The sequence below is a fragment of the Polaribacter sp. OB-PA-B3 genome, assembly GCF_054589375.1.
The window spans coordinates 400,454-423,485 of the sequence record NZ_BAAIIX010000001.1; the positions used below are offsets into that span (position 1 = coordinate 400,454).

At 31.0% G+C, this 23,032-nt stretch carries 20 protein-coding genes; 17 read left to right on the forward strand and 3 right to left on the reverse strand.

The genetic code is table 11. The annotated features are described in order from the left end of the window. The first annotated feature begins 145 nt into the window (after nucleotides 1-145). The 6 genes from ACYPV9_RS01805 to ACYPV9_RS01830 all read left to right on the forward strand — a co-directional run bounded on the left by ACYPV9_RS01805 (nucleotide 146) and on the right by ACYPV9_RS01830 (nucleotide 8,524). Nucleotides 146-3,223 carry a SusC/RagA family TonB-linked outer membrane protein gene (locus ACYPV9_RS01805; protein ID WP_459741399.1) on the forward strand — a complete coding sequence of 1,026 codons (3,078 nt, stop codon included), beginning with the start codon at nucleotides 146-148 and terminating at the stop codon, nucleotides 3,221-3,223. A gap of 30 nt (nucleotides 3,224-3,253) precedes the next feature. Next, the gene (locus ACYPV9_RS01810) at nucleotides 3,254-4,684 is read left to right on the forward strand and encodes a RagB/SusD family nutrient uptake outer membrane protein (RefSeq protein WP_299062879.1); all 1,431 of its coding nucleotides are present in this window, start codon (nucleotides 3,254-3,256) and stop codon (nucleotides 4,682-4,684) included. 67 nt (nucleotides 4,685-4,751) lie between these two features. Continuing rightward, on the forward strand, nucleotides 4,752-5,525 hold the full coding sequence (locus tag ACYPV9_RS01815) for a PKD domain-containing protein (RefSeq protein ID WP_459741400.1): 774 nt from the start codon (nucleotides 4,752-4,754) through the stop codon (nucleotides 5,523-5,525). Nucleotides 5,526-5,717: 192 nt separating this feature from the next. Then, nucleotides 5,718-6,422: a FadR/GntR family transcriptional regulator gene (locus ACYPV9_RS01820; protein WP_299062874.1), complete on the forward strand. Its 705-nt coding sequence runs from the start codon at nucleotides 5,718-5,720 to the stop codon at nucleotides 6,420-6,422. 15 nt (nucleotides 6,423-6,437) lie between these two features. Next, a complete protein-coding gene (locus ACYPV9_RS01825; protein WP_459741401.1) occupies nucleotides 6,438-7,727 on the forward strand; it encodes an MFS transporter in 1,290 nt (429 codons plus the stop codon). Nucleotides 7,728-7,759: 32 nt separating this feature from the next. Further along, the gene (locus ACYPV9_RS01830) at nucleotides 7,760-8,524 is read left to right on the forward strand and encodes an SDR family NAD(P)-dependent oxidoreductase (protein ID WP_459741402.1); all 765 of its coding nucleotides are present in this window, start codon (nucleotides 7,760-7,762) and stop codon (nucleotides 8,522-8,524) included. Nucleotides 8,525-8,581: 57 nt separating this feature from the next. Here ACYPV9_RS01830 and ACYPV9_RS01835 read toward each other — a convergent pair whose 3' ends face one another. After that, nucleotides 8,582-9,607, reverse strand: coding sequence for a LacI family DNA-binding transcriptional regulator (locus ACYPV9_RS01835; protein WP_299062864.1), 1,026 nt, complete (start codon nucleotides 9,605-9,607; stop codon nucleotides 8,582-8,584). A 152-nt stretch (nucleotides 9,608-9,759) separates the two neighbouring features. Between ACYPV9_RS01835 and ACYPV9_RS01840 the strand changes: the two genes are divergently transcribed. From ACYPV9_RS01840 to ACYPV9_RS01890, 11 genes are all read left to right on the forward strand, one after another. Continuing rightward, nucleotides 9,760-10,806, forward strand: coding sequence for a sugar kinase (locus ACYPV9_RS01840; protein ID WP_077810512.1), 1,047 nt, complete (start codon nucleotides 9,760-9,762; stop codon nucleotides 10,804-10,806). Nucleotides 10,807-10,891: 85 nt separating this feature from the next. Then, nucleotides 10,892-11,560 carry a bifunctional 4-hydroxy-2-oxoglutarate aldolase/2-dehydro-3-deoxy-phosphogluconate aldolase gene (locus ACYPV9_RS01845; RefSeq protein WP_079737638.1) on the forward strand — a complete coding sequence of 223 codons (669 nt, stop codon included), beginning with the start codon at nucleotides 10,892-10,894 and terminating at the stop codon, nucleotides 11,558-11,560. 64 nt (nucleotides 11,561-11,624) lie between these two features. Continuing rightward, nucleotides 11,625-12,467 (forward strand): DMT family transporter, encoded by an 843-nt coding sequence (locus tag ACYPV9_RS01850; protein WP_299062857.1) that lies wholly within the window; start codon nucleotides 11,625-11,627, stop codon nucleotides 12,465-12,467. A gap of 279 nt (nucleotides 12,468-12,746) precedes the next feature. After that, nucleotides 12,747-13,574 (forward strand): SDR family oxidoreductase, encoded by an 828-nt coding sequence (locus tag ACYPV9_RS01855; RefSeq protein ID WP_459741403.1) that lies wholly within the window; start codon nucleotides 12,747-12,749, stop codon nucleotides 13,572-13,574. Nucleotides 13,575-13,605: 31 nt separating this feature from the next. After that, nucleotides 13,606-14,793 (forward strand): mannonate dehydratase, encoded by a 1,188-nt coding sequence (gene uxuA / locus ACYPV9_RS01860; protein WP_299062851.1) that lies wholly within the window; start codon nucleotides 13,606-13,608, stop codon nucleotides 14,791-14,793. 32 nt (nucleotides 14,794-14,825) lie between these two features. Next, nucleotides 14,826-15,668: a 5-dehydro-4-deoxy-D-glucuronate isomerase gene (gene kduI, locus ACYPV9_RS01865; RefSeq protein ID WP_459741404.1), complete on the forward strand. Its 843-nt coding sequence runs from the start codon at nucleotides 14,826-14,828 to the stop codon at nucleotides 15,666-15,668. Nucleotides 15,669-15,672: 4 nt separating this feature from the next. Continuing rightward, complete coding sequence (locus ACYPV9_RS01870) at nucleotides 15,673-16,467, forward strand: gluconate 5-dehydrogenase (RefSeq protein WP_299062845.1); 795 nt, start codon at nucleotides 15,673-15,675, stop codon at nucleotides 16,465-16,467. A gap of 49 nt (nucleotides 16,468-16,516) precedes the next feature. Next, the gene (locus tag ACYPV9_RS01875; protein ID WP_299062843.1) at nucleotides 16,517-17,686 is read left to right on the forward strand and encodes a DUF4861 family protein; all 1,170 of its coding nucleotides are present in this window, start codon (nucleotides 16,517-16,519) and stop codon (nucleotides 17,684-17,686) included. Between the two features lie 9 nt (nucleotides 17,687-17,695). Continuing rightward, on the forward strand, nucleotides 17,696-18,682 hold the full coding sequence (locus ACYPV9_RS01880; RefSeq protein WP_459741405.1) for a TRAP transporter substrate-binding protein: 987 nt from the start codon (nucleotides 17,696-17,698) through the stop codon (nucleotides 18,680-18,682). Continuing rightward, a complete protein-coding gene (locus ACYPV9_RS01885; protein ID WP_459741406.1) occupies nucleotides 18,682-19,152 on the forward strand; it encodes a TRAP transporter small permease in 471 nt (156 codons plus the stop codon). Before ACYPV9_RS01880 ends, ACYPV9_RS01885 begins: the two co-directional genes overlap by 1 nt. 3 nt (nucleotides 19,153-19,155) lie before the next feature. Continuing rightward, nucleotides 19,156-20,454 carry a TRAP transporter large permease gene (locus ACYPV9_RS01890; RefSeq protein WP_299062836.1) on the forward strand — a complete coding sequence of 433 codons (1,299 nt, stop codon included), beginning with the start codon at nucleotides 19,156-19,158 and terminating at the stop codon, nucleotides 20,452-20,454. 85 nt (nucleotides 20,455-20,539) lie between these two features. Here ACYPV9_RS01890 and ACYPV9_RS01895 read toward each other — a convergent pair whose 3' ends face one another. Together ACYPV9_RS01895 and uxaC are read right to left on the reverse strand one after the other, a co-directional pair. Then, entirely contained in the window at nucleotides 20,540-21,511 is a 972-nt protein-coding gene (locus ACYPV9_RS01895; protein ID WP_459741407.1) for a Gfo/Idh/MocA family protein, read from the reverse strand. A gap of 1 nt (nucleotide 21,512) precedes the next feature. Then, nucleotides 21,513-22,916: a glucuronate isomerase gene (gene uxaC, locus ACYPV9_RS01900; RefSeq protein WP_299062832.1), complete on the reverse strand. Its 1,404-nt coding sequence runs from the start codon at nucleotides 22,914-22,916 to the stop codon at nucleotides 21,513-21,515. Nucleotides 22,917-23,032 lie beyond the last annotated feature (116 nt).

Sequence of the window (23,032 nt, forward strand, 5' to 3'; positions counted from 1 at the left end):
TAAACCATGAATATTTCTTTTGGAAATTCAGTAATAGTTTTCAAGTTTTAATGATTAAATATAGCAGTGTTTGTCTTTAAAATTTATTATCAAAATTTCTAAAAGAAATATTTAATTAAACAAATTAATTCAAATACAATTAACTATGAACTTAAAAATTAAGTTAGTATTTATTGCAATGCTTTTACTAAGTGCGGTTAACTATGCACAACAGAGTGTTACAGTAAAAGGAAATGTTACGTCCAAAACAGATGGCGAGCCGATTCTAGGTGCCAACATTATTGTTCTTGGGACGTCAACAGGAACAAGTACCGATTTTGATGGAAACTATCAAGTTAAAGTGAAAAGCGGAGATGTAATTCAATTCTCTTATTTAGGGTTTGTTACAAAGAAAGTAACTTTTACAGATCAAAAAACAATTAATGTACAATTAGTAGAAGATGCAAGTACATTAGATGAAATTGTAGTTGTAGGTTATGGTACTCAAAGAAAAAGTCATTTAACAGGTGCTATTTCTAAAGTAAAAAACGAAAAATTAGATCAGATTGCGGTTTCTAGGGTAGATGATGCTTTAGTTGGGCAAGTTTCTGGTGTAAATATTCAGGCAACAGAAGGAGAAGCGGGTTCTGCACCAACAATTAGAATTAGAGGTACTGGTTCTATTACGGGTAACTCAGGTCCTTTGGTTGTAGTAGATGGTATTGTTGTAGATTCAGATTTCTTAGGATCTATGGATATGAATGATGTAGAATCTTTTGAAGTATTAAAAGATGCAGCTTCTGGTGCAATTTATGGTTCTAGAGGTGGTAACGGTGTTATAATGATTACTACAAAAAGTGGTAAATCTGGTAAAACAAAATACTCTTACAGTACTTTTACTGGTTACAAAACAGCTAGACAAAGTGATGCTTACTATAGCTCTGTAACAGGAAATGCTCAAGAAGAATTAAACTATACTTATGGTTTAACAGATAAAACTAAATACAAGTTATTGTTAGGTAACCAAACAAATTGGCAAGATGTTATTTTTGATGGTGGTTCTATAACAAACCATGCATTTAGTGTTCGTGGTGGAAACGACAAATTAAAATTTAGTGTTGCTTTAAATTACTTACATGATGAAGGGGTTCTTTTAACAGATGATTTTAAGAAATATAACTTTAATGGTAAAATTGAATACGATGTAACTAAAAAATTAACTGTTGGTGCTCGTTTTAATCCTTCTTATAATGAAAGAAGAAGATTCGATGGTTCTACTCACGATATTTTAAGACAACCATCTTGGTTGCCAGTTTATTTAGACGAAAACAATATACAATTTGTTAACAGATTTAGAGATAATGGTAAGTATGCAGACGCTAAAGTAGGTGATTATGCAATACAACGTATGTTTGATGATTATGATTTAGTTGCAGGGGCACCAAGTACTGGTAGTGGTACAGATATTAGTAATACCTCTAATACGAATCCGGCAGCTAAAATCTTAGAAAGAGATAGAAGAGATTTTAAATTAAAATTATTTGGTAGTTTATATGCTAAATATAAAATTAATAGTGATTTAAGCTTTAGAACAGCTATTTCTGGAGATTATTCAAGAACAAGACAGTCTAGATATCAAGGTGTTTTATCTAATAGAAACGGTGCTAGTGCATCTAGATTAGATAGTACTATGATTAAATCTTATCATATTGTTGCAGATAATATTTTATCTTATAATAAAGATATTGGTAAACATAGCGTAGGAGCTGTAGCTGGTATTACTGCAGAAAAAACAAAATTAGATTTTGAAAGTGTACAAGGTTCTGTTTTTGAAGATGATACTAGACCTTATATTAATGCAGCTGCAAGTATAACAGATAGAAATCAATATGAATATGAAAACACATTATTATCTTTCTTTACAAGAGTAAATTATGTTTTTGATGATAGATATTTAGCATCAGCTAGTTTTAGAAGAGATGGTAGTTCTGTTTTCGGGCCAAATAATAAGTACGGTAATTTTGTAGCATTATCTGGTGGTTGGAATTTACATAACGAGGAGTTTTTACAAGATAATAAAATCGTAAATAGATTAAAATTAAGAGTAAGTTACGGTGTAACAGGTAATAACGATTTTAGAACAGGTAACCGTTTAGTAGATAACTATCCTTATTTAGCTATCTTAGACGATACTACAACTGGTGTTTCTCAAGGAAATGCATCTTTAGTTGTAAACCCTCTAAACATTGCGAACCCTGATTTAAAGTGGGAAAGACAAATAGAATTTAACCCTGGTGTAGATTTTAGTTTATTTAATAACTTTCTTACAGGTTCTGTAGATTATTATTCAAGAACATCAGATCAGTTATTATTATACAACCCTATTTCATCAACAACAGGTTTTACGAATGCATTAGTAAACTTAGGTGAAGTAGAAAATAGTGGTATCGAAGTAGAGTTAAGAACTAGAAATATTTCTAAAGAAAACTTTAAATGGTCTTCTACTTTCCTTGGATCTAAAAATAAAAATACTTTAAATGATTTTGCAGATTCTAACGGTCAAATTCAGAATGTAGATGGTAAAAGAGCTGCAGAATGGATTAATTTAGAAGGAAATCCAATCTCATCTTTTTATGGATGGGTAGTAGAAAGAGATATTCCTAGAGAATTCTTAAGCAATCCTTTTCACCCAATTGGTGCAGAAGCGCAAGATGTTTACGTAAAAGATTTAAACGGAGATGGTTTAATTGATGATGATGATAAAACAATTTTAGGTAATCCATACCCAGATTTTGTATGGAGTTTATCTAATGAGTTTAAAGTAGGTGCTGTAGATTTTAGTTTTATGTTTCAAGGAAGTCATGGTGCAGAAATTAGAAACATGGGAGACCAATATATCTTAAATCACTTTAACAGTGGTCAAGACTTTATCTCTACTACACCAAACCAAGGATTTATAAAGCAAAAGATTTTTACAAATGATATTATTCAAGATGCTTCTTATATAGCTTTAAGAAACGTAAACATTGGTTATACTTTTAACAGAAGTATTTTAGATAAAATTAAAATGTCTAAAATGAGAGTTTACCTTTCTGGCCAAAATCTTATGTACTTAACTGCAAGCAATTATACTGGTTTTAACCCAGAGTCTATAAACACTACAAGTGCAACAACTTATGGTTACCAAAGAGCAGGTTCGCCAGTGTTTAGTACTGTTACTGTAGGTTTAAATGTAGAGTTTTAAGAAACAATGAATTTTAAAAAAGATAATATTATGAAACAAATTAAATTTTTAATTGTACTTATAGTAGCTGTATTTGTTTCTTCATGTGAAGATACATTTTTAACACCAGATTTAAAAACAGGTATTAGTGCAGACGCATACTTTACTACAGAAGCAGAAGTAGAAGCAGCTGTAATAAATATGTATGATGGTATACAAGGTTTTAATGCCTTAAAAGACACAGGTTCTGGTTTAAATCATGGGATTCAAGTAGAATTCTATGTTACAGAAATGAGAAGTGACAATACAAGAACTAAGAGTCAAGAAGGAGATGCAGCTCAGTTTGAGTTTTACACAATAGAATCTACAAACGGTATTGTAGCAGATTATTATAGAAGTTATTATAATGTAATTTATAGAGCTAATTTAGTGTTAGAAAACCTAGAAGCTGCTGGTGCATCTAGTGCACAGTTTGAAGCAGAAGCTAAATTTGTAAGAGGTTATGCTTATTTTAATTTAGTTCGTTTATTTGGAGACATTCCATTAATCGATAAAGTAATTGCACCTTTAGATTTAGAAACTTCTTTTACTAGAGTTGCGCAAAGTAGTATTTACGATTTAATTGTAAGTGATTTAGAATCTGCCGTAGCAAATTTAGATGATACTTTTAAAGATAGAGCATCTAAAGCGGGTGCAGAAGGATTGTTAGCTAAAGTATATTTAACTCTAGGTAGATATGGTGAAGCACAAAGCTTATTAGAATCTATCATGAATCCATCAAGAGGATTTGGTTTAGAATCAGATTTTAAAGATGTATTTTATAATGAAGGGAATAAAGAAACTATTTTCTCTATAGGTTTCTTACCAGGTTCAAACGATGACAGTCAAAACTTTTCTGCAGAATGGTTAAACGCCGTAGGTAGAACAAGTGGTGTAAATTATGTTACTCTAGATGCAAAGGCAGCTTTAGATGCTTTAGGAGGAAATAGAACAGCATTGTCTTACAGAGAAGATTCTGGTCAGGCAGGACAATATCAAGTAGTAAAATATTTACCAAACGGAGATGATAGTTTAGGAATTCCTGTGACTTCAGAAGACCCTACATCTGCCGGAAACGATTGGATTGTATTAAGATACGCAGATGTATTATTAATGCATGTAGAAGCTATTATGGCTGGAGGCGCATCTACAACAGATGCTGCAGCAATAGCATCTTTTCAAGCGGTTAGAGATAGAGCAGGTTTAACAACGCCAGTAACTTCTATTACAAAAGAAGAATTATTAGACGAAAGAAGAGTAGAATTAGCATTCGAGAATCATAGATTTTTTGATTTAGTAAGAATGGGTGAAGCTCAAAATGTCTTAAGTTCTTTTTCTAATGCTTATGGATTAGGTTTTACAGGTACAGATTTATTATTACCAATTCCGCAAGTAGAAATTGGTCTTAGTAACGGTCTTCTATCTCAAAATCCTGGATATTAATTTTAAAATTTAAAAAGAAATAATCATGATTAGATTAAACAATAAAAAATACAAATTTACTAATGTAATGAGTTTACTCATTATGTTAGTATCATCAATAGCTTTTATATCTTGTGAAGAAAATGAATTACCAGAAACGGGTTCTATTCCAGATTTAACACCTCCTTCTGCTAACTTTTCTTACGTAGCTTCTACAGCAGATTTTAAAACAATTTTATTTACAAATTTATCTGCTAGTGCATCAGATTTTACATGGAGCTTTGGTGATGGAGGAACTTCTACAGAAGCAAATCCTGAGTATACTTATGCAGCCGGAGAAGGTACTTATTCAGTGAAGTTAATCTCTAAAGATGGTAACGATTTAACAGATGAAATTACTTTAGATGTAGATGTGGTTGATGTTCTAGTTCCTGTTTTTGAGTGTCCAAGTTTCGAATGTAGTGATAGATCTGTTTGGGGTGGTGGTAATGCATCAAGTCCTTATTCAGGTTCTGGTTCTCCAACCCCTGCAGATGGAACAACGGGTGCAAAAATAAGTGCAAATTCTACTTCTAAATTTTTAGATCAAACAATTTTAGTTTCAGCTAATACTAGTTATGTAGTTTCATTTTGGTACGTAAGTAAATCTTCTGGTACACACGCTGGTAAATTATTAATTGAAGATAAAGATGATAATACAGCATTTATAAACGAGAACGTGCCTTTAAGTGCAAATTCTTCTACGTACGAGCCAATTTCGTATACTTTTACAACAGGTGCAACTACAGAAAATCTTAGGTTTTTTATGGCAGCAGGTGATGTAGAAACAAGATTTGATTTAGTAGAAATTAAGAAAAATTAAAGTTTAAAATATTTAAAGAATTCACCTTTTTAAGGTGAATTCTTTAATCAAAAGTAATTAGTGTAATAATGGTGGAAGTGTTGATGTAAATTGGTTCATGCATATGTAAGTTAATATATTTGTTAGTAAATTAAGTTTTTATATATTTATACTACTAAACTGGTTAACCAGTTTTTAATTAAAATCTAGAATATGAAGTTAGAAGTACTTACAAAAAACGAAAATAAAAAAGTAGAAAATTTTATAATTAAAGGTATTAGAGACCTTATAAATTATAAGAATTTAGAACCTGGAGATAAGTTACCTTCAGAGAGAATGCTTTCAGAAAAGTTTGAAGTAAGTAGAAATAATGTAAGAGAAGCTATTCAGAAATTAGAATTCTATGGTTTATTAAAATCGAGACCTCAAAGCGGTACGTTTGTAGCAAATATTGGCGTTACAGCGATGAATGGTATGATAGAAGACATAATTCGTTTAGATGAGCCAGATTTTAAATCTTTAGTAGAAACTAGAATTTTATTAGAATTAAAAACTGTAAAGTTAGCAGCATTAAGAAGAACTGAAGAAGACCTTCAAAAAATGGAAGAAGCTTTATTAGCATATAAGCAAAAAGTGTTAAATGGAGAAGATGCAGTTCAAGAAGATCTACTTTTTCATTTAGCGATTGCTAAAGCAAGTGGTAATAGTACCATGAATACTTTTATGTTAATTATTACACCAGAAATTATTACAAAATTCGAAAAATATCATGTTTGTGATTCAGATTTATCTCAAAAAGGTATAGCAGATCACCAAGCAATATTTGATGCTATTAAAAATGAAGATCCGCAATTAGCAAAACAAAAAATGAAGGATCATTTTAAAGAACTCTATGTGTATTGTTACAATATAGAATAACCAAATTATAATACAATGAAAATAAAAGGCTTACGATGGTGGATTATTACACTTATTTTTATAGCAACTGTTATTAATTATATAGATAGAACTGCGTTTGCTCTTTTATGGCCAGAAATGGGTGAAGACCTAGGCATGGATAAAGAGGATTATGCAATAATGTTAAATATCTTTATGGCGTGTTATGCAGTAGGTAAATTTGCTTCTGGTAAGTTATACGATAAAATAGGTACACGTCTTGGTTTTACAGTCTCTATTATAGTTTGGTCTGTAGCTTCTGCTTTTCATGCCTTTGCTAGAGGTGTAATTACATTATCAATTTTTAGAGGTCTTTTAGGTCTAGGTGAAGCTGGTAATTGGCCAGGTGCCGTTAAAAGTAACGGAGAATGGTTTCCTATAAAAGAAAGAGCAACTGCACAAGGAATTTTTAATGCAGGTGCATCTATAGGTAATGTTATTGCACCTTTTGTAATTGTTTTTCTTTACACAAGATTTGGCTGGAAAACTACTTATATAATTTTAGGAGCAGTAGGTATGTTGTGGGTAATTCCGTGGTTGTTTTTAAATAAATCAACTCCAGAAAAACATCCTTGGGTTACACAAGAAGAAAGAGATTTAATTGTTTCTGATAGAATAGATAACGTAAAAGATGTTAATACAAAAACAGAAAAAAGTTTATCCGTTGGAAAAATTCTAAGTTTCAAACAATCTTGGGGAGTATTACTTTGTAGATTTTTTATAGAACCAATTTGGTGGTTTTTTGCAGGTTGGATGCCAATTTATTTAAACGATAAATTCGATTTAAGTATAGAACAAATTGCAAATACCATGTGGATATCTTATTTAATGGCAGCAGCAGGTAGTATTATCGGCGGACTTTTTACAGGAGAATTAATAAAAAAATACACGGTTGATACAGCTAGAAAAATAACAATTTCTTTAGGAGGATTATTAATTTTAATAGCATTTGTAAGTATTATTACTTTGGTTAAAGAAGGTGATTTTATGATGTTCATTTATTTTGCAGGCTTAGCATTATTTGGATTTCAATTTGCAATAGGTAATATTCAAACAATTTCTAGTGATTTATTAAGAGGATCATCTGTAGGTACATTAGCTGGTTTAGCAGGTACAGTTGCAGCAGTATCACCAATGATTATGAACTGGTTTGTTGGTCAAATTACAACCAACTCATATACGCCAGCATTTATAGCAATTTGTGTTTCCGTAATTCTAGGTGTATTATCAATTTTCTTCTTTATAAAAAAGATAGAACCTGTAGAGAAGAATGTTTCTAAAATTTAAATAAACAATAACAAAAATTAAACAATTATAAAATGAGTAAAATAGAAGGAAAAGTAGCGGTAATCACAGGTGCTACAGGAGGAATTGGTTTCGAAGTAGCAAAAAGATTAGGGCAAGATGGCTTTACTGTTATTTTAAACGGAATTGATGATGAAGCTGGTGCGCAAAGATTAAAAGAATTATCTGATGCAGGTATAAATGCAGAATATTATGGTTTTGATGTAACTGATGAAAACGCAGTAACATCTAATATTGTAGCAATAGGAGAAAAGTATGGTAAAATTGATGTACTTGTAAATAATGCAGGTGGTTTAGGTGGTAGATCTCGTTTCGAAGAAATGACTACAGAGTTTTATAAGTTTGTAATGGCTTTAAACCTAGATTCTACTTTTTATGCTTCTAGAGCCGCTATACCTTTCTTAAAGAAAAGTGAATATGCATCTATAATTAACTATACTTCTAATGCAGGTTGGAATGCTGGCGGACCAGGAGCAGGTATTTATGGTACTTCTAAAGCTGGTGTGCACGCAATTACAAGAGCTTTAGCAAAAGATTTAGCAGAATATGGTATTAGAGTAAATGCAGTTTCTCCAGGAACTATAGATACTCCTTTTCATGCACAAATTAAATCAACCAAACCAGAAGTTTTTGCTTCTTGGGCAAATAATATTATGTTAGGTAGATTAGGACAACCAGAAGATGTTGCTGGAGTCGTATCATTCTTAGCAGGTAAAGATTCAGCTTTCTTAACAGCAGAAACTATTCAAGTTGGTGGTGGACAAGCTTTAGGAATTTAAGATTTTATTTTTTTTGAATTTGAGTTTAAACCTCTCTAAAATTTATTTTAGGGAGGTTTATACTTTATTAGAAGATTTTCTTACAATTAACTCTGCATCAAGTATTTGTTTTCTTAATTCTTGTTTAATTGATTTTTTATTAGTGTAGTTTAGAAAAGTTTCCGCAGCTAATTTACCAATTTGTTCACTGTGTTGATTAACACTAGTTATGCTAGGTGTAACCATATCTGTAAAAGGTTCATTTCCAAAACCAACCAAGGCAATTTCTTCAGGCATTTTAATGCCTTTCTCATTTAATACTTGTAATGCACCCAAAGCGGCATAATCACCAGCAACATAAACTGCATCTGGTTTATTTTTTAATTTTAATAATTCTTGCATTTTCTCTCTTCCATTTTCTATAGAAAGATTCGTTTCAATCAATAACTCATCATCTAAAGGTAAATTGTGCTTTTTTAATGCATCAATATAACCTCTAATTCTGTTGTTATAAATTCTTGTTCGTTTATAACCTCCTATGTGCGCAATTCTTTTGCAACCTTGTGCTAACAAGTGTTCTACTATTACGTGGCTGCTGTTATAATCATCAATACCAATATAGTCTACATTTAAATCGTTTTCTCCTCTATCAAACAAAATTAGCGGAATCCCTTTAGATTTAATTTTTTCATAATACTGTAAATCTACAGTTTCATTGGCCATAGAAGCAATAATACCATCTACTTGAGTAAAAAGAAGTGTGTCTATACTATCACATTCTTTTTTATAAGATTCGTTAGATTGAGTTATTATTATATTGTAACCTTTACTGTTTAAAACATGTTCTATATTTTGAATAACAGAAGAGAAAAAATTACTATTTGTTCTAGGCACAATAACGCCAACCAAATTAGATTTACCGCTTCTTAATGCACTTGCCAAATGATTTGGCTGATAATTTAGATTTTCGGCAACTTGTCTTACTGCTTTTTTAGTTTTTTCGCTAATTCTAGAATCGTTATGTAGTGCTTTAGAAACAGCTGCTGCAGATATATTAAGCACATTAGCAATATCTTTTATAGTAGTTTTCTTTTTTTTATTCAAATTTTATTTATATTTGCTTAAACGTTTAAGCAAATATAGAACGATAATATCAATAATCAAAATAGACTAATAGCAGTCTCTATTTTGATTTTATTTTGAAACATTGGTTAAACGTTTAAGCAATTAACAATTAAATAAAAATTACAGTAAAAATGGGTAAAGTAGTAACTTTCGGAGAAATTATGTTAAGATTAGCTCCACAAGGGTTTTTAAGATTTTCACAAGCAAATAATTTTGATGTTGTATATGGTGGTGGTGAGTCTAACGTAGCAGTTTCTTTAGCAAACTACGGTGTAGATGTAGATTTTGTAACTCGTTTACCAAAGAATGATATTGGTGAATGTGCAATGATGGAGATGAGAAAACGTGGTGTAAACGTTGATAAAATTGTTTGGGGTGGAGACCGTTTAGGAATCTACTTTTTAGAAACAGGTGCAGTATCAAGAGGATCTAAAGTTGTTTATGATAGAGCACATTCTGCTATTGCAGAAATAGAATCTGGTATGATCGATTGGGATGCTGTTTTTGATGGCGTAGAGTGGTTTCATTGGACAGGTATTACACCTGCAATTTCGCAAGGTTCTGCAGATGTTTGTTTAGAAGCAGTAAAAGCTGCAAGCGCAAAAGGAATAACTATTTCTACAGATTTAAATTATAGAGCAAAACTTTGGAAGTTTTGTGACGATGCACATAGAGAAAAAATAATGACAGAATTAACTTCTTACTGTGATATTGTTTTAGGAAATGAAGAAGATGCAGAAATGCATTTTGGTATTAAGCCAGAAGGAATCTCTGTACAAACAGAAGGGCATAATGTAAAAGCAGAAGCTTTTTTATCTGTATGTGAGCAAATGATGGAAAAGTTTCCAAGAGCTAAAAAAGTAATTACAACTTTAAGAGGGTCAATTTCTGCATCTCACAATACTTGGGCAGGAGTTTTATATGATGGTAAAACATTATACCAAACACGTCAATACCAAATTACAGATATTGTAGATAGAGTTGGAGGTGGAGATTCATTTATGGGAGGTTTAATCTACGGATTATTAAAGTACCCAGAAGATGATCAAAACGCATTAGACTTTGCCGTTGCAGCTTCTTGTTTAAAGCATACAATTAAAGGAGATGCTAACTTAGCAACTGTTGCTGAAGTAGAAAAATTAATGGGTGGTGATGCATCTGGTAGAGTAGCTAGATAAAAATTAGTATTATTATTTGAATTTAATTGAGTTCTTAAAATAGTAGTTTTAAGAACTCAATTTTAATTAAAAAAAAGAAATAAAAATGGCACAATATACAAGATTAGAAGTGGCACAAGTAATGAAAGATACAGGTATGGTTCCTTTATTTTTTCATAATGATATAGAAGTAAGTAAAAAAGTTTTAAAAGCTTGTTATAATGGTGGTGCTCGTTTGATGGAGTTTACCGCAAGAGGAGATTTCGCACATGAAGTTTTTGGAGAACTTACAAAATATGCAATTAAAGAATTACCAGGAATGATAATGGGAGTAGGTTCTGTTACCGATGGTGCAGCAGCATCTCTATATATGTCTTTAGGTGCAAACTTTATTGTAACACCGGTTTTAAGAGAAGATATTGCAATAGCTTGTAATAGAAAGAAAGTATTATGGTCACCTGGTTGTGGTACATTGTCAGAAATTGCTAAAGCAGAAGAATTAGGTTGCGAAATAGTAAAATTATTTCCTGGTGATATCTACGGACCTCAATTTGTAAAAGGTATTAAAGGTCCGCAACCTTGGACGAGTATTATGCCAACAGGTGGTGTATCACCAACAAAAGAAAATTTAGAAGGATGGTTTAATGCAGGTGTAACTTGTGTTGGTATGGGGTCTAAATTAATGGCAAAAGACGCAGATGGGAATTTTGACTATGAAAAAATAGAAAGTAAAACAAAAGGAGCTTTAGATATTATTAAAGAACTAAGAAAATAATAGTATTTTTAATCTTTTAAATATAAACCCTTCAATATTTAAAATTGAAGGGTTCTCTTTTTTTATGAAGAACAACTCTGCAATTTTTTATATGATATTTAGTGTAATAGCGTTTGCAATAATGAATGCTATTATAAAATATTTAACAATATTTAACGTTTATCAAGTTGTGTTTTTTAGATCTATAGGAACACTATGTTTTACAATACCATTAATTTTAAAACAAAAAATTCCGATGCTTGGTACTAAAAGAAAACTTCTTTTTTTTAGAGCTTTTTTTGGAGTTATCTCTATAACCTGTTTTTTTCAATCATTAAATTATTTAGCCGTTGGTACTGCAGTTTCTTTAAGATATACATCGCCAATTTTTGCTGCAATTTTTGCTGCAATATTTTTAAAAGAAAAAGTAAAAAAAATACAATGGTTACTATTTTTTATTGCGTTTTTAGGAGTGTTAATTATAAAAGGATTTGGTGTAGGCGTTAATACAATTGGGTTATTATTAATAATAACATCAGCTATATTTTTAGGTTTAATTTTTGTAATAATTCGTAAAATAGGTGATTCAGAAAACCCTTTGGTAATTATAAATTATTTTATGATTTTGGCCTTTGTATTTGGAGGTGTAATGTCTATTGATAATTGGATTATGCCAAATAATTTACAGTGGCTTTTATTACTTAGTTCAGGTGTTTTTGGATATATTGGTCAGTTATATATGACAAAAGCCTTCCAGTCTAACGAAACAAACCTTATAGCACCTTTAAAATACTTAGAAGTAATAGCAATGATAATTATTGGAAGTATATGGTTTGGTGAAATCTACAATTTATGGTCTTTACTTGGAGTCTTTTTAATATTAGTAGGACTCATTTATAATATTTATTTAAAGAGAAAAATTTCATAAAAAAAACCTCAACTTTAAAAGTTGAGGTTTTTTTATGCTTAAAATTTGTTTAAAAGTGAATCACTAATTTATCTTAAAAAAAATAATAAAAACTTCTTGTTTTTAGTTTATAAGTTTGGTTTGTAGTTATTTATTTGGTTTGCGTTCTTATAGATATTTCTTTTAAAAATAATTAAAATAAGATAAAAGATCTAATACAAGATAGTACAGGATATAATAATTATGTTACTTAATTAACTTTACTTAATTAAAATAATTCATTAAAAGATTTACTTAAAAATGAGCAAGATAATTGTATTAACCGGAGCAGGAGGAGTTCTTTGTAGCACAATGGCAAAAGCACTTGCAAAGCAAGGAAATAAAATAGCTGTATTAGATTTAAGAGAAGAAGCAGCAAACAAAGTTGCTAAAGAAATTGAAGAAGCTGGTGGAGAGGCAATAGGTGTTTCAGCAAACGTGTTAGAAAAAGATTCTCTACAAAAAGCTAAAGAATTAATAAACAACACCTTTGGTAAGGTAGATATTTTAGTAAATGGGGCCGGAGGTAATCATCCTTTAGGAACTACATCTAATCCGTTTTTTGCAATGGAAGATTTAGAAAATACTGTTGAAGGTTTTAAATCTTTTTTTGATTTAGATCCAAAAGGTATTGAATTTACATTCAATTTAAACTTTTTAGGTACATTAATTCCAACCCAGGTTTTTGCTGTAGATATGGTTGGTAGAACAGGTTGCTCTGTATTAAATATTTCTTCGATGAATGCATATACACCTTTAACAAAAATACCTGCATATAGTGGTGCAAAAGCGGCTATTTCTAATTTTACACAATGGTTGGCGGTACATTTTTCTAAAGTAGGTGTTCGTGTAAATGCTTTAGCTCCAGGGTTTTTCTTAACAGATCAAAATCGTGCTTTATTAACAAATGAAGATGGTAGCTTAACCAAAAGAGGGCAACAAATTATAGATCAAACTCCAATGGAACGTTATGGAAAACCAGAAGATTTAATAAGTACAACTTTATATTTATGTGACGATGCTTCTTCTTTTGTCACAGGGATTGTAATTCCTATTGATGGAGGTTTTTCTGCATATAGTGGAGTTTAATAAACTATAATTTAACTTTTATAAATAACAAATGATTCATAATTTAGAACAAACTTGGCGATGGTATGGGCCCAACGATCCGGTTTCTTTATCAGACATAAAACAATCAGGAGCAACAGGGGTTGTTTCTGCACTGCATCACATTCCTAACGGAGAAGTTTGGACAGTTGATGAAATTATTAAAAGAAAACAAGCAATAGAAAATGTTGGTTTGACTTGGTCTGTGGTAGAATCTGTACCAATTCATGAAAATATTAAAACTAAATCAGGAGATTATCAATTATATATCGATAATTATAAGCAAACGCTCTTGAATTTAGGTAAGTGTGGTATTGATATTGTTTGTTATAACTTTATGCCAGTATTAGACTGGACACGTACCAATTTAGATTACGAAGTATCTGACCAATCTACTGCATTACGTTTTGAAGCTGCTGCTTTTGCTGCTTTCGAATTGTATTTATTAAAAAGGCCAGGGGCAGAAAATGAATATTCTGATGTTCAAAAGCAAAAAGCGGCTGAGTTTATCAAAAATTCATCAGAAGAAGAACAAACAAAGCTAATCAGAAATATTATTGCCGGCTTACCAGGTGCTGAAGAAGGATATTCTTTAGAAGAGTTCAATCAAATTTTATCAACCTATAAAAACATTGGGCCGAAAGAATTAAAAGCAAATTTATTCTCGTTTTTATCAGAAATTATTCCAGCAGCAGAACAAGCAGGCGTGTTAATGTGTATTCATCCAGATGATCCACCATTTCCAATTTTAGGTTTACCAAGAGTCGTGTCAACAGAACAAGATATTAAAGATATATACAATGCAGTACAATCACCAAATAACGGATTGACATTTTGTACGGGTTCTTTTGGTGTTAGAGATGATAATGATTTAGCAGGTATGGTAGAGCGTTTAGGAGATCGAATTCACTTTATTCATTTACGTGCTACAAAACGAGATACGGAAGGTAATTTCCATGAAGCAGACCATTTAGATGGAGATGTAGATATGTATGCTGTTATGAAAGCGTTGATTTTAGAGCAACAAAAAAGAATAGCATCCGGAAGACAAGACTTAAGAATGCCTTTTAGACCAGATCATGGTCATAAAATGTTAGATGATTTAAAAAAGAAAACTAATCCTGGGTATTCAGGTATTGGGCGTTTACGAGGTTTGGCTGAATTAAGAGGCTTAGAACTAGGTATTAGACGTTCGTTATAAAATTATAAGTACAATTTTTAAAAAAAAATAAAATGGCAACAACTTTCGAAACAAGATATGCTTCGAGTCCGCAAGCAGTAAAAAAATACGATACACAAGAATTAAGAGACGAGTTTTTAGTACCAGATTTAATGCAAACAGGTAAGGTTAAATGGGTTTATACCCATTACGATCGATATATGGCAGGCGGTGCTGTGCCTACAGAGACTAATTTAAAGTTGAAAACTATCGATCCATTAAAATCAGAGTTTTTTTTAGAACGTCGAGAAATAGGTATAATTAATGTAGGAGGAGACGGAATTATTTATGTAGATGGCGAAACATATAAACTTAGTCATAAAGATGCATTATATATTGGTTCTAAAGTAAGAGATGTAGTTTTTAAAAGTGTAGATGCTAAAAACCCTGCTAAATTTTACATGAACTCAGCACCAGCACACACATCTTTCCCTACTGTACAAGTAAGTAAAAAGGATGCCAATAAAATTGAATTGGGTAGTTTAGAAACTGCAAATCATAGAACAGTTAACCAAATGATTATTGGTGGAATTGTACAAACGTGTCAACTTCAAATGGGAATGACAGAATTAAAAAAAGGTTCTGTTTGGAATACAATGCCAGCTCACGTGCACGATAGAAGAATGGAAATCTATTATTATATGGATATAATGGAAGAGCAAGCGGTTTGTCATTTTATGGGAGAACCTCAAGAAACGCGTCACATTTGGATGCAAAATCATGAAGCAGTAATTTCTCCGCCTTGGTCTATTCACTCAGGTTCAGGTACTTCTAATTATACTTTTATTTGGGGTATGGCAGGAGAAAATCTTGATTACAATGATATGGATGTTGCAAAAATAACAGATTTAAGATAATAATATGTCTCAAACATTATTTGATATAACAGGAAAAGTAGCTTTAGTTACAGGGTCTACACATGGTTTAGGAATGTCTATGGCTATGGGGTTAGGAAAAGCAGGTGCTACAATTGTTGTGAACGGAAATTCATCACAAGAAAAAATAGATACAGCAATTGCCTTGTATAGAGAAGCTGGTATTAATGCTGTAGGTTACAAATTTAACGTAACTGATGAAGCTCAAGTAATTGAAGCTATCAATAAAATTGAAAATGAAGTAGGAAACATCGATATTTTAGTAAATAATGCAGGTATTATTAAAAGAACTCCACTTGCAGAGATGGAGGTAGAAGATTTTAAACAGGTAATTGATGTTGATTTGGTAAGCCCTTTTATTGTTTCTAAACACGTTATTAAAGGAATGATGAAGCGTAAAGCAGGTAAAATTATCAATATTTGTTCTATGATGAGCGAATTGGGTAGAAATACTGTAGGTGCTTATGCCGCTGCAAAAGGTGGTTTGGTAATGTTAACCAAAAACATGGCTACAGAATGGGCACGTTTTGGCATTCAAGTAAACGGAATTGGACCTGGATATTTTGCAACTTCTCAAACAGCACCTATACGTGTTGATGGTCATCCTTTTAACGATTTTATAGTAAACAGAACACCTGCAAAAAAATGGGGAGATCCTAATGATTTAGCAGGAGCAGCAGTGTTCTTGTCTTCAAAAGCAAGTGATTTTGTAAATGGTCATATTTTGTATGTTGATGGTGGAATTTTAGCAACAATTGGTAAACCATCAAACGAAGAATAACTTTATTCCACAAGGCTTTTAAAGCCCTGTGGATCTTTTAATATATAGTATGAAACGAATAATTATCTGCTGTCTTCTAGCGAGCATTTTTAGCAATTGTAATAAAAAAATAGAATTAATTTCTACAATCGAAGTAAAAAATACTTTAAATATTGATAGAGAATTTGAAACTGTAGAAATTGATATTTCTACAATTGCACAAGAAAAAGTTACCGATTTGATTGTTTTAGATGAAGAAAACACACAATTAACAACGCAAATAGTAGACACAGATTTAGATGGTATAAATGATATAATCTTATTTCAACCTAAGGTAAAGGCTAATGCATCTAATACATATTCTTTGGTAATCTCAAAAGCACATAAAGTTACCGATAGTGCTTATTGTTACTCTCGTTTTGTACCAGAGAGAACAGATGATTATACTTGGGAAAATAATAGAGTTGCTTTTAGAACTTTTGGGCCAGTTGCACAAAAAATGGTAGAAGATGGTGTAAAAGGAGGCACATTATCTAGTGGAGTTGACGCTTGGTTAAAACGTGTAGAATATCCAATTATTAATACTTGGTATAAAAGGAATGATTTTAAAAAAGGGGCATATCATAAAGATCACGGAGAAGGTTTAGATAATTTTCATGTGGGTGTAAGTAGAGGTATTGGTGGTACTGCAGTAAAGGTAGATACATCTTACTATTTTTCTAAAAACTTTACTTCATATAAAACAATTACAACGGGTCCTTTAAGAACAAGTTTTGTGTTAACCTATGCAACCTGGAATGCTAACGGGAAGCAAGTTGATGAAACCAAACACATTTCTTTAGATTATGGTCAAAACTTAACACGTTTTGAAATAGATGTGAAAGGAACTGAAACTATTTCTTCTGGAATAACATTACACGATAAAAAAGGAGTTACAAATCAAAATGATGCAAACTTTTGGGTTAGCCATTGGGAAGCTTTAGATGATTCTGAAGTAGGAACAGGAATTGTAACAACAAAAACATATTTCTTAGGTTCAGAGAAATATGTTACTTCAAAGAAAGATGAAAGTAATCATTTTTTACATTTAAATGTTGTTGATGGAAAAGTAATTTTTTACAGTGGTTTTGGATGGAAAAAAAGCAAACAATTTTCTACGAAAAAAGATTGGGAAAATTATTTGACTGATTATTCAAAAAAAATAAACACTCCGCTAGTAATAACTACTAAATTATTTTAAATATTCACCATGAGGAAACAACACTTCTTTCAATTCATATTTTTTTTTACTTTAACGATACTTTTTTTAGGTTGTAAATCAGAAAAATCTTCAAAAACATTAAGATTAGGGCATACTTTAGATGTGCAACATCCAGTGCATAAAGCTATGATAATTTTTGGCAAAGAATTAGATAAACTATCTAACGGAAAAATTAAGGTAAATATCTATCCAAGTGGGCAATTAGGAGGGGAAAGAGAGTGTTTAGAACTGTTACAAATAGGTAGTTTAGATATAACTAAAGTATCTGCCGCTGTTCTAGAAAACTTTATTCCAGAGTATAAAGTATTTAGTATACCTTATATGTTTAGAGATAAAGCTCATACGTTTAGTGTTTTTGATAGTGAAATTGGTGAAAATTTATTGCTTAAAGGAGAAAGATTTAGATTACGTGGTTTAACCTTTTATGATGCCGGAAGTAGAAGTTTCTACATGAAAGAAGCACCTGTAAAAATGCCTAAAGACTTAAATGGTAAAAAAATTAGAGTTCAAAAAAGTAATATGGCAGTTGCTATGATAAATGATTTAGGAGGTTCGCCTACACCTATTTCATGGGGAGAATTATACACTGCCTTACAGCAAGGAGTTGTTGATGGCGCTGAAAATAACCCACCTAGTTTTTATACTTCTAAACATTACGAGGTTTGTAAGTTTTATTCTTTAGATGAGCATACATCTGTACCTGATGTATTATTAATTGGTACAGATACTTGGAAACGCTTAAGCAATCAAGAGAAAGAGTGGGTAAGTAAGGCAATTAAGGTTAGCACTATTGCTCAAAGAAAATTATGGGCAGCGTCAGAAAAAGAATCTTTAGCAGCTGTTAAAGCTGCTGGGGTTCAGATTTTTTACCCAGAAAAAAAGCCTTTCGAAGAGCAAACAAAGGGAATTTTGAGCTTATTTGATGATAATAAAGAAATGAAAACACTAATAAGTTCAATAAAAAATAAACAATAATGAGAGCAAAAATAGATAACGTTTTAGAGAAAGTAGTTCTTTTTATATTATTACTAATGTTAGTTAGTGTTGTTTGGCAAGTTTTTTCTAGATTCGTTTTAAGAGCACCCAGCACAATTACAGATGAAATATCAAGTTTTTCATTAATTTGGTTAGGTTTACTAGGTGCTGCTTATGCTGCTGGAAAAAACCTTCATTTAGCAATTGATTTAATATCAGAAGACTTAATAAAAAGAAAACAAAGTTTTTTTAACGGAGTTGTATTTATATCTATAGCTCTTTTTGCTTTTACAGTGATGATAATTGGTGGAATTAGGCTTGTACAGTTAAGTTTTCAATTTGGGCAAACTTCTGCCACTTTAGAAATTCCTCTTGGAATAATTTACATGATAGTACCTATTTCTGGTCTGTTAATATGTTACTACAGTATTGACACACTTTTAAATTTACGAAAATTAAACAAAGTATAAATTATGAATTTAGTTGAAGTCCTTATTTTAGTTGTTAGCTTTTTAATTTTTTTATCTTTAAGAGTTCCTATTGCTTTTGCAATAGGTTTAGCAGCTTTGTTTACATTATTAAGCGCTATGCCTTTTTTACCATCTGTAACAACATTAGCGCAAAGAATGGCTACTTCATTAGATAGTTTTACATTATCTGCAATTCCGTTTTTTATATTAGCAGGTCAAATTATGAATAGAGGAGGTATTGCTGTACGACTCATAAATTTTGCCAAAGCAATTGTTGGTCCACTTCCGGGTGGTTTAGCATTTGTAAACATTATTTCTTGTATGCTGTTTGGTGCAATATCTGGTTCTGCTGTTGCAGCAGCTTCTGCTATTGGTGGTTTTATGAACCCAATGATGGAAAAAGATGGTTATGACAAATCTTTTAGTGCCGCGGTTAATATTACAAGTGCTACAACCGGTTTAATTATTCCACCAAGTAATGTACTTATTGTTTATTCTTTAGCAAGCGGAGGTGTGTCTATAGCCGCATTATTTATTGCAGGTTATATACCGGGTTTATTAATAGGTTTAGCTCTAATGATTGTTGCCTTAGTATACTCTATCATAAAAAAGTATCCTACAGATAAATTAGTCGGTTTTAAGGAGTTTTTTAAAAGGTTTGTAGACGCTTTTCCAAGTTTAATGTTATTAGTTGTTGTTATTGGTGGTATAGTCGCAGGTATTTTTACAGCAACAGAAGCATCTGCCATTGCTGTAATCTATACATTAGTTTTAGGTTTTGTTTATAAAGAAATAACATTTAAAGATATTTCTCCAATTTTATTAGAAACAGTAAAAACATCTGCAATTGTTTTATTGTTAGTATCAACTTCTATTGCCATGTCTTGGGTAATGAGTTATGAAAATATACCACAAGAAATTAGTAATTCATTATTATCAATAAGTGATAACCCGATTGTGATATTAATTATTATTAATTTGATTTTACTATTTGTTGGAATATTTATGGATATGACACCAGCAGTTTTAATTTTTACTCCAATTTTTTTACCAATAGTAACAGGTTTAGGTATGGATCCTATTCACTTTGGAATAATAATGATTATGAATTTATGTATCGGATTATGTACTCCGCCAGTAGGTTCTGTACTCTTTGTAGGTTGTAGTGTTGCCGATTTAAAAATACAACAAGTAATACGACCTTTACTACCTTTATTTTTAGTAATGATTGGCGTATTGTTGTTGATTACCTATTTTCCTGATTTGACACTTTGGTTGCCAAGAGCTTTTGATTTGATATAATATTTGTTGCTTAACCAAGAAAAATTTTTAATCAATTAGAGTATCATAGATAGTTTTATAAATTGTAAGTAAGAACATTTTTAGTTTATTCTTGAGTAGTAAATTTATCTAAGATTTTCATAACATCAGCACCATCTTTTACTGTACAAGGGTTTTTAGCTTTTCCTAGAAAGTATTTTACCGTTTGTTCAATTAAAGGTTGTTGCACATGTGCAGGATTTTCAAAAGAAAAAACTTCTATTTTATCGGTAGTATTTAAAAACACTTTTTTGCCGTAAAAAGAGAAAGTGATAGTACCGTTTTCACCATAAATTACACATTGATCGTTTACATCTTTTTCTGATGCAATAAAATTCCAAATTCCTCTAAATTGTACACCGTTTTCAAAGTTTATAATTCCGTTTACGATATCTGCAACTTTATTGTTTTTCGTTGCGATAGCAAAACCTTGTGCATCTTTAATTTTTCCGAAGTAATGAAGCATTAAATCAATTTGATGAGGTGCAATATCATGAAAGTATCCACCACCAGAAGTTTCTGGCTTTAGGCGCCAGTTATCTTCTGTTTTTGCAATTATATTGTTTGTTGTAGATTGTAAAATAGTAATATCAGCAAAATGTATTTTACCAATGCTATTCTTGTTTAAAAGCTCTTTAACTTTTTGAAAAGCTGGTAGGTTTCTTCTATAGTGTGCAATTACTATTTTATTGTTACCCGTAATTATCTTTTCTAACTCTACAGCTTCATCAGCATTTATAGTCATTGGTTTTTCTAGGTAAACAAATTTGCCTGCATTTAAACACTGTTTTGCAATTTCTAGATGACTAGAAGGAGGTGTCGCAATGTAAATTGCATTGATATCAGGGTGGTTAATAATATCGTCTATAGTATCATAAAAAAAGGGGACATTATGTCTTTTTGCGAAATCTTCAGATTTAGCTTTATTTCTTCTCATTACTGCAACCAATTTAGAATTTGCTACCTTTTGAAAAGCAGGACCACTTTTTATTTCTGCAACATCACCACAACCAATAATTCCCCATTTTATAGTATACATTTTATTTAAAATTAAAATAGTTTTTTGCATTATGATAACAAATATCATTTATAATTTTACCAAGAAATTCTTCATCTGCGGGTAATTCACCATTTTCGACATCAGTAGCAATGATATTACATAAAATTCTTCTAAAATATTCGTGTCTTGGAAATGATAAAAAACTTCTAGAATCTGTTAACATACCTACAAAACAAGATAGTAAACCTAAATTAGATAATGCATTAATTTGTTTTTCCATACCATCTTTTTGGTCTAAGAACCACCAAGCAGCACCATATTGCATTTTACCCTTTATGGTTCCGTCATTAAAATTTCCAACCATTGTCGCAAAAACTTCACTATCTGCTGGATTTAAATTATATACAATTGTCTTTGCTAATTGATTTGTACTATCTAGTTTATTTAATACACCACTTAAAGCACGAGCCTGAGAAAAATCACCAATAGAATCAAAGCCAGTATCTGGACCTAGCTCATCTAGTAACCTTTTATTATTATTTCTGATTGCACCTATGTGGAACTGTTGTGTCCAACCAATTTTATGATACATTTTACAAAGCTCAATTACTGTTTTAAATTTAAAGAAGGCAACTTCATCATCTGTTAGAGATTCATTATTTTTTACTTTATCAAATAAGGAATGTACATCATAAATTTCTTTTTCAAAAAAGTACAACTGCTCAAAACCGTGATCTGATAATCTACCTCCATTATCATTAAAGAAGTTAATCCTACTTTCTAAAGCCTTTAATAAATCATTATAACTATTTATGCTAATACTTGATACTTTTTCAAGTTTAGATAAATATTGATTATAGGTTTTGGTATTTTCAACGGCAAAAGAATTATCAGGTCTAAAAGTAGGAAATGTCTGAACTTTTGAAGTGTCTTTTTGAATGGCAATATGATATTCTAAAGAGTCTGCAGGATCATCTGTTGTACATAAACTTTCTACATTTTGCATTTTTAACAAACCGTTTGTCGAGTGAGATTTTTGCTGTAAAATTTTAGAAGTTTTTTCATAAATTTCTTCAGCGTTTTCAGGACACAGAATTTCATCAATATCAAAGTATGCTTTCAACTCTAACGCTGTCCAATGAAAAAGTGGATTTTTAATGGTGTAAGGAACAACTTCTGCCCATTTTAAGAATTTTTCTTTGTCTGAAGCATTACCAGTAATATATTTTTCATTTATACCAAAAGCACGCATTGCACGCCATTTATAATGATCACCATATAACCAAACTTGTGTGATATTTTCGAATTGTTTGTCGTTTGCAATTTGATCTGGAGGTAAATGATTGTGGTAATCTATTATAGGGTTTGTTTTAGCAAAATTGTGATATAATTTTTCTGCAAAATCGTTTTTAAGTAAAAAGTTCTTGGTTAGAAATGTGTTCATAGTTATTTTTATTAATCAGTAATCTTTATGTTTAGCAAAGATAATGTCAAAAAATCTTTTAGCTAATTATGTTAAGAAATTAATATTGAATATAAATAAGTTAAAATAATATATAT

Coding starts and splice junctions, on each gene's coding strand:
- uxuA (WP_299062851.1), top strand. CDS start 13,606: ATGATTCATAATTTAGAACAAACTTGGCGATGGTATGGGCCCAACGAT.
- ACYPV9_RS01815 (WP_459741400.1), top strand. CDS start 4,752: ATGAGTTTACTCATTATGTTAGTATCATCAATAGCTTTTATATCTTGT.
- ACYPV9_RS01885 (WP_459741406.1), top strand. CDS start 18,682: ATGAGAGCAAAAATAGATAACGTTTTAGAGAAAGTAGTTCTTTTTATA.
- kduI (WP_459741404.1), top strand. CDS start 14,826: ATGGCAACAACTTTCGAAACAAGATATGCTTCGAGTCCGCAAGCAGTA.
- uxaC (WP_299062832.1), bottom strand. CDS start 22,916: ATGAACACATTTCTAACCAAGAACTTTTTACTTAAAAACGATTTTGCA.
- ACYPV9_RS01890 (WP_299062836.1), top strand. CDS start 19,156: ATGAATTTAGTTGAAGTCCTTATTTTAGTTGTTAGCTTTTTAATTTTT.
- ACYPV9_RS01820 (WP_299062874.1), top strand. CDS start 5,718: ATGAAGTTAGAAGTACTTACAAAAAACGAAAATAAAAAAGTAGAAAAT.
- ACYPV9_RS01875 (WP_299062843.1), top strand. CDS start 16,517: ATGAAACGAATAATTATCTGCTGTCTTCTAGCGAGCATTTTTAGCAAT.
- ACYPV9_RS01810 (WP_299062879.1), top strand. CDS start 3,254: ATGAAACAAATTAAATTTTTAATTGTACTTATAGTAGCTGTATTTGTT.
- ACYPV9_RS01845 (WP_079737638.1), top strand. CDS start 10,892: ATGGCACAATATACAAGATTAGAAGTGGCACAAGTAATGAAAGATACA.
- ACYPV9_RS01830 (WP_459741402.1), top strand. CDS start 7,760: ATGAGTAAAATAGAAGGAAAAGTAGCGGTAATCACAGGTGCTACAGGA.
- ACYPV9_RS01895 (WP_459741407.1), bottom strand. CDS start 21,511: ATGTATACTATAAAATGGGGAATTATTGGTTGTGGTGATGTTGCAGAA.
- ACYPV9_RS01850 (WP_299062857.1), top strand. CDS start 11,625: ATGAAGAACAACTCTGCAATTTTTTATATGATATTTAGTGTAATAGCG.
- ACYPV9_RS01840 (WP_077810512.1), top strand. CDS start 9,760: ATGGGTAAAGTAGTAACTTTCGGAGAAATTATGTTAAGATTAGCTCCA.
- ACYPV9_RS01870 (WP_299062845.1), top strand. CDS start 15,673: ATGTCTCAAACATTATTTGATATAACAGGAAAAGTAGCTTTAGTTACA.
- ACYPV9_RS01825 (WP_459741401.1), top strand. CDS start 6,438: ATGAAAATAAAAGGCTTACGATGGTGGATTATTACACTTATTTTTATA.
- ACYPV9_RS01805 (WP_459741399.1), top strand. CDS start 146: ATGAACTTAAAAATTAAGTTAGTATTTATTGCAATGCTTTTACTAAGT.
- ACYPV9_RS01855 (WP_459741403.1), top strand. CDS start 12,747: ATGAGCAAGATAATTGTATTAACCGGAGCAGGAGGAGTTCTTTGTAGC.
- ACYPV9_RS01880 (WP_459741405.1), top strand. CDS start 17,696: ATGAGGAAACAACACTTCTTTCAATTCATATTTTTTTTTACTTTAACG.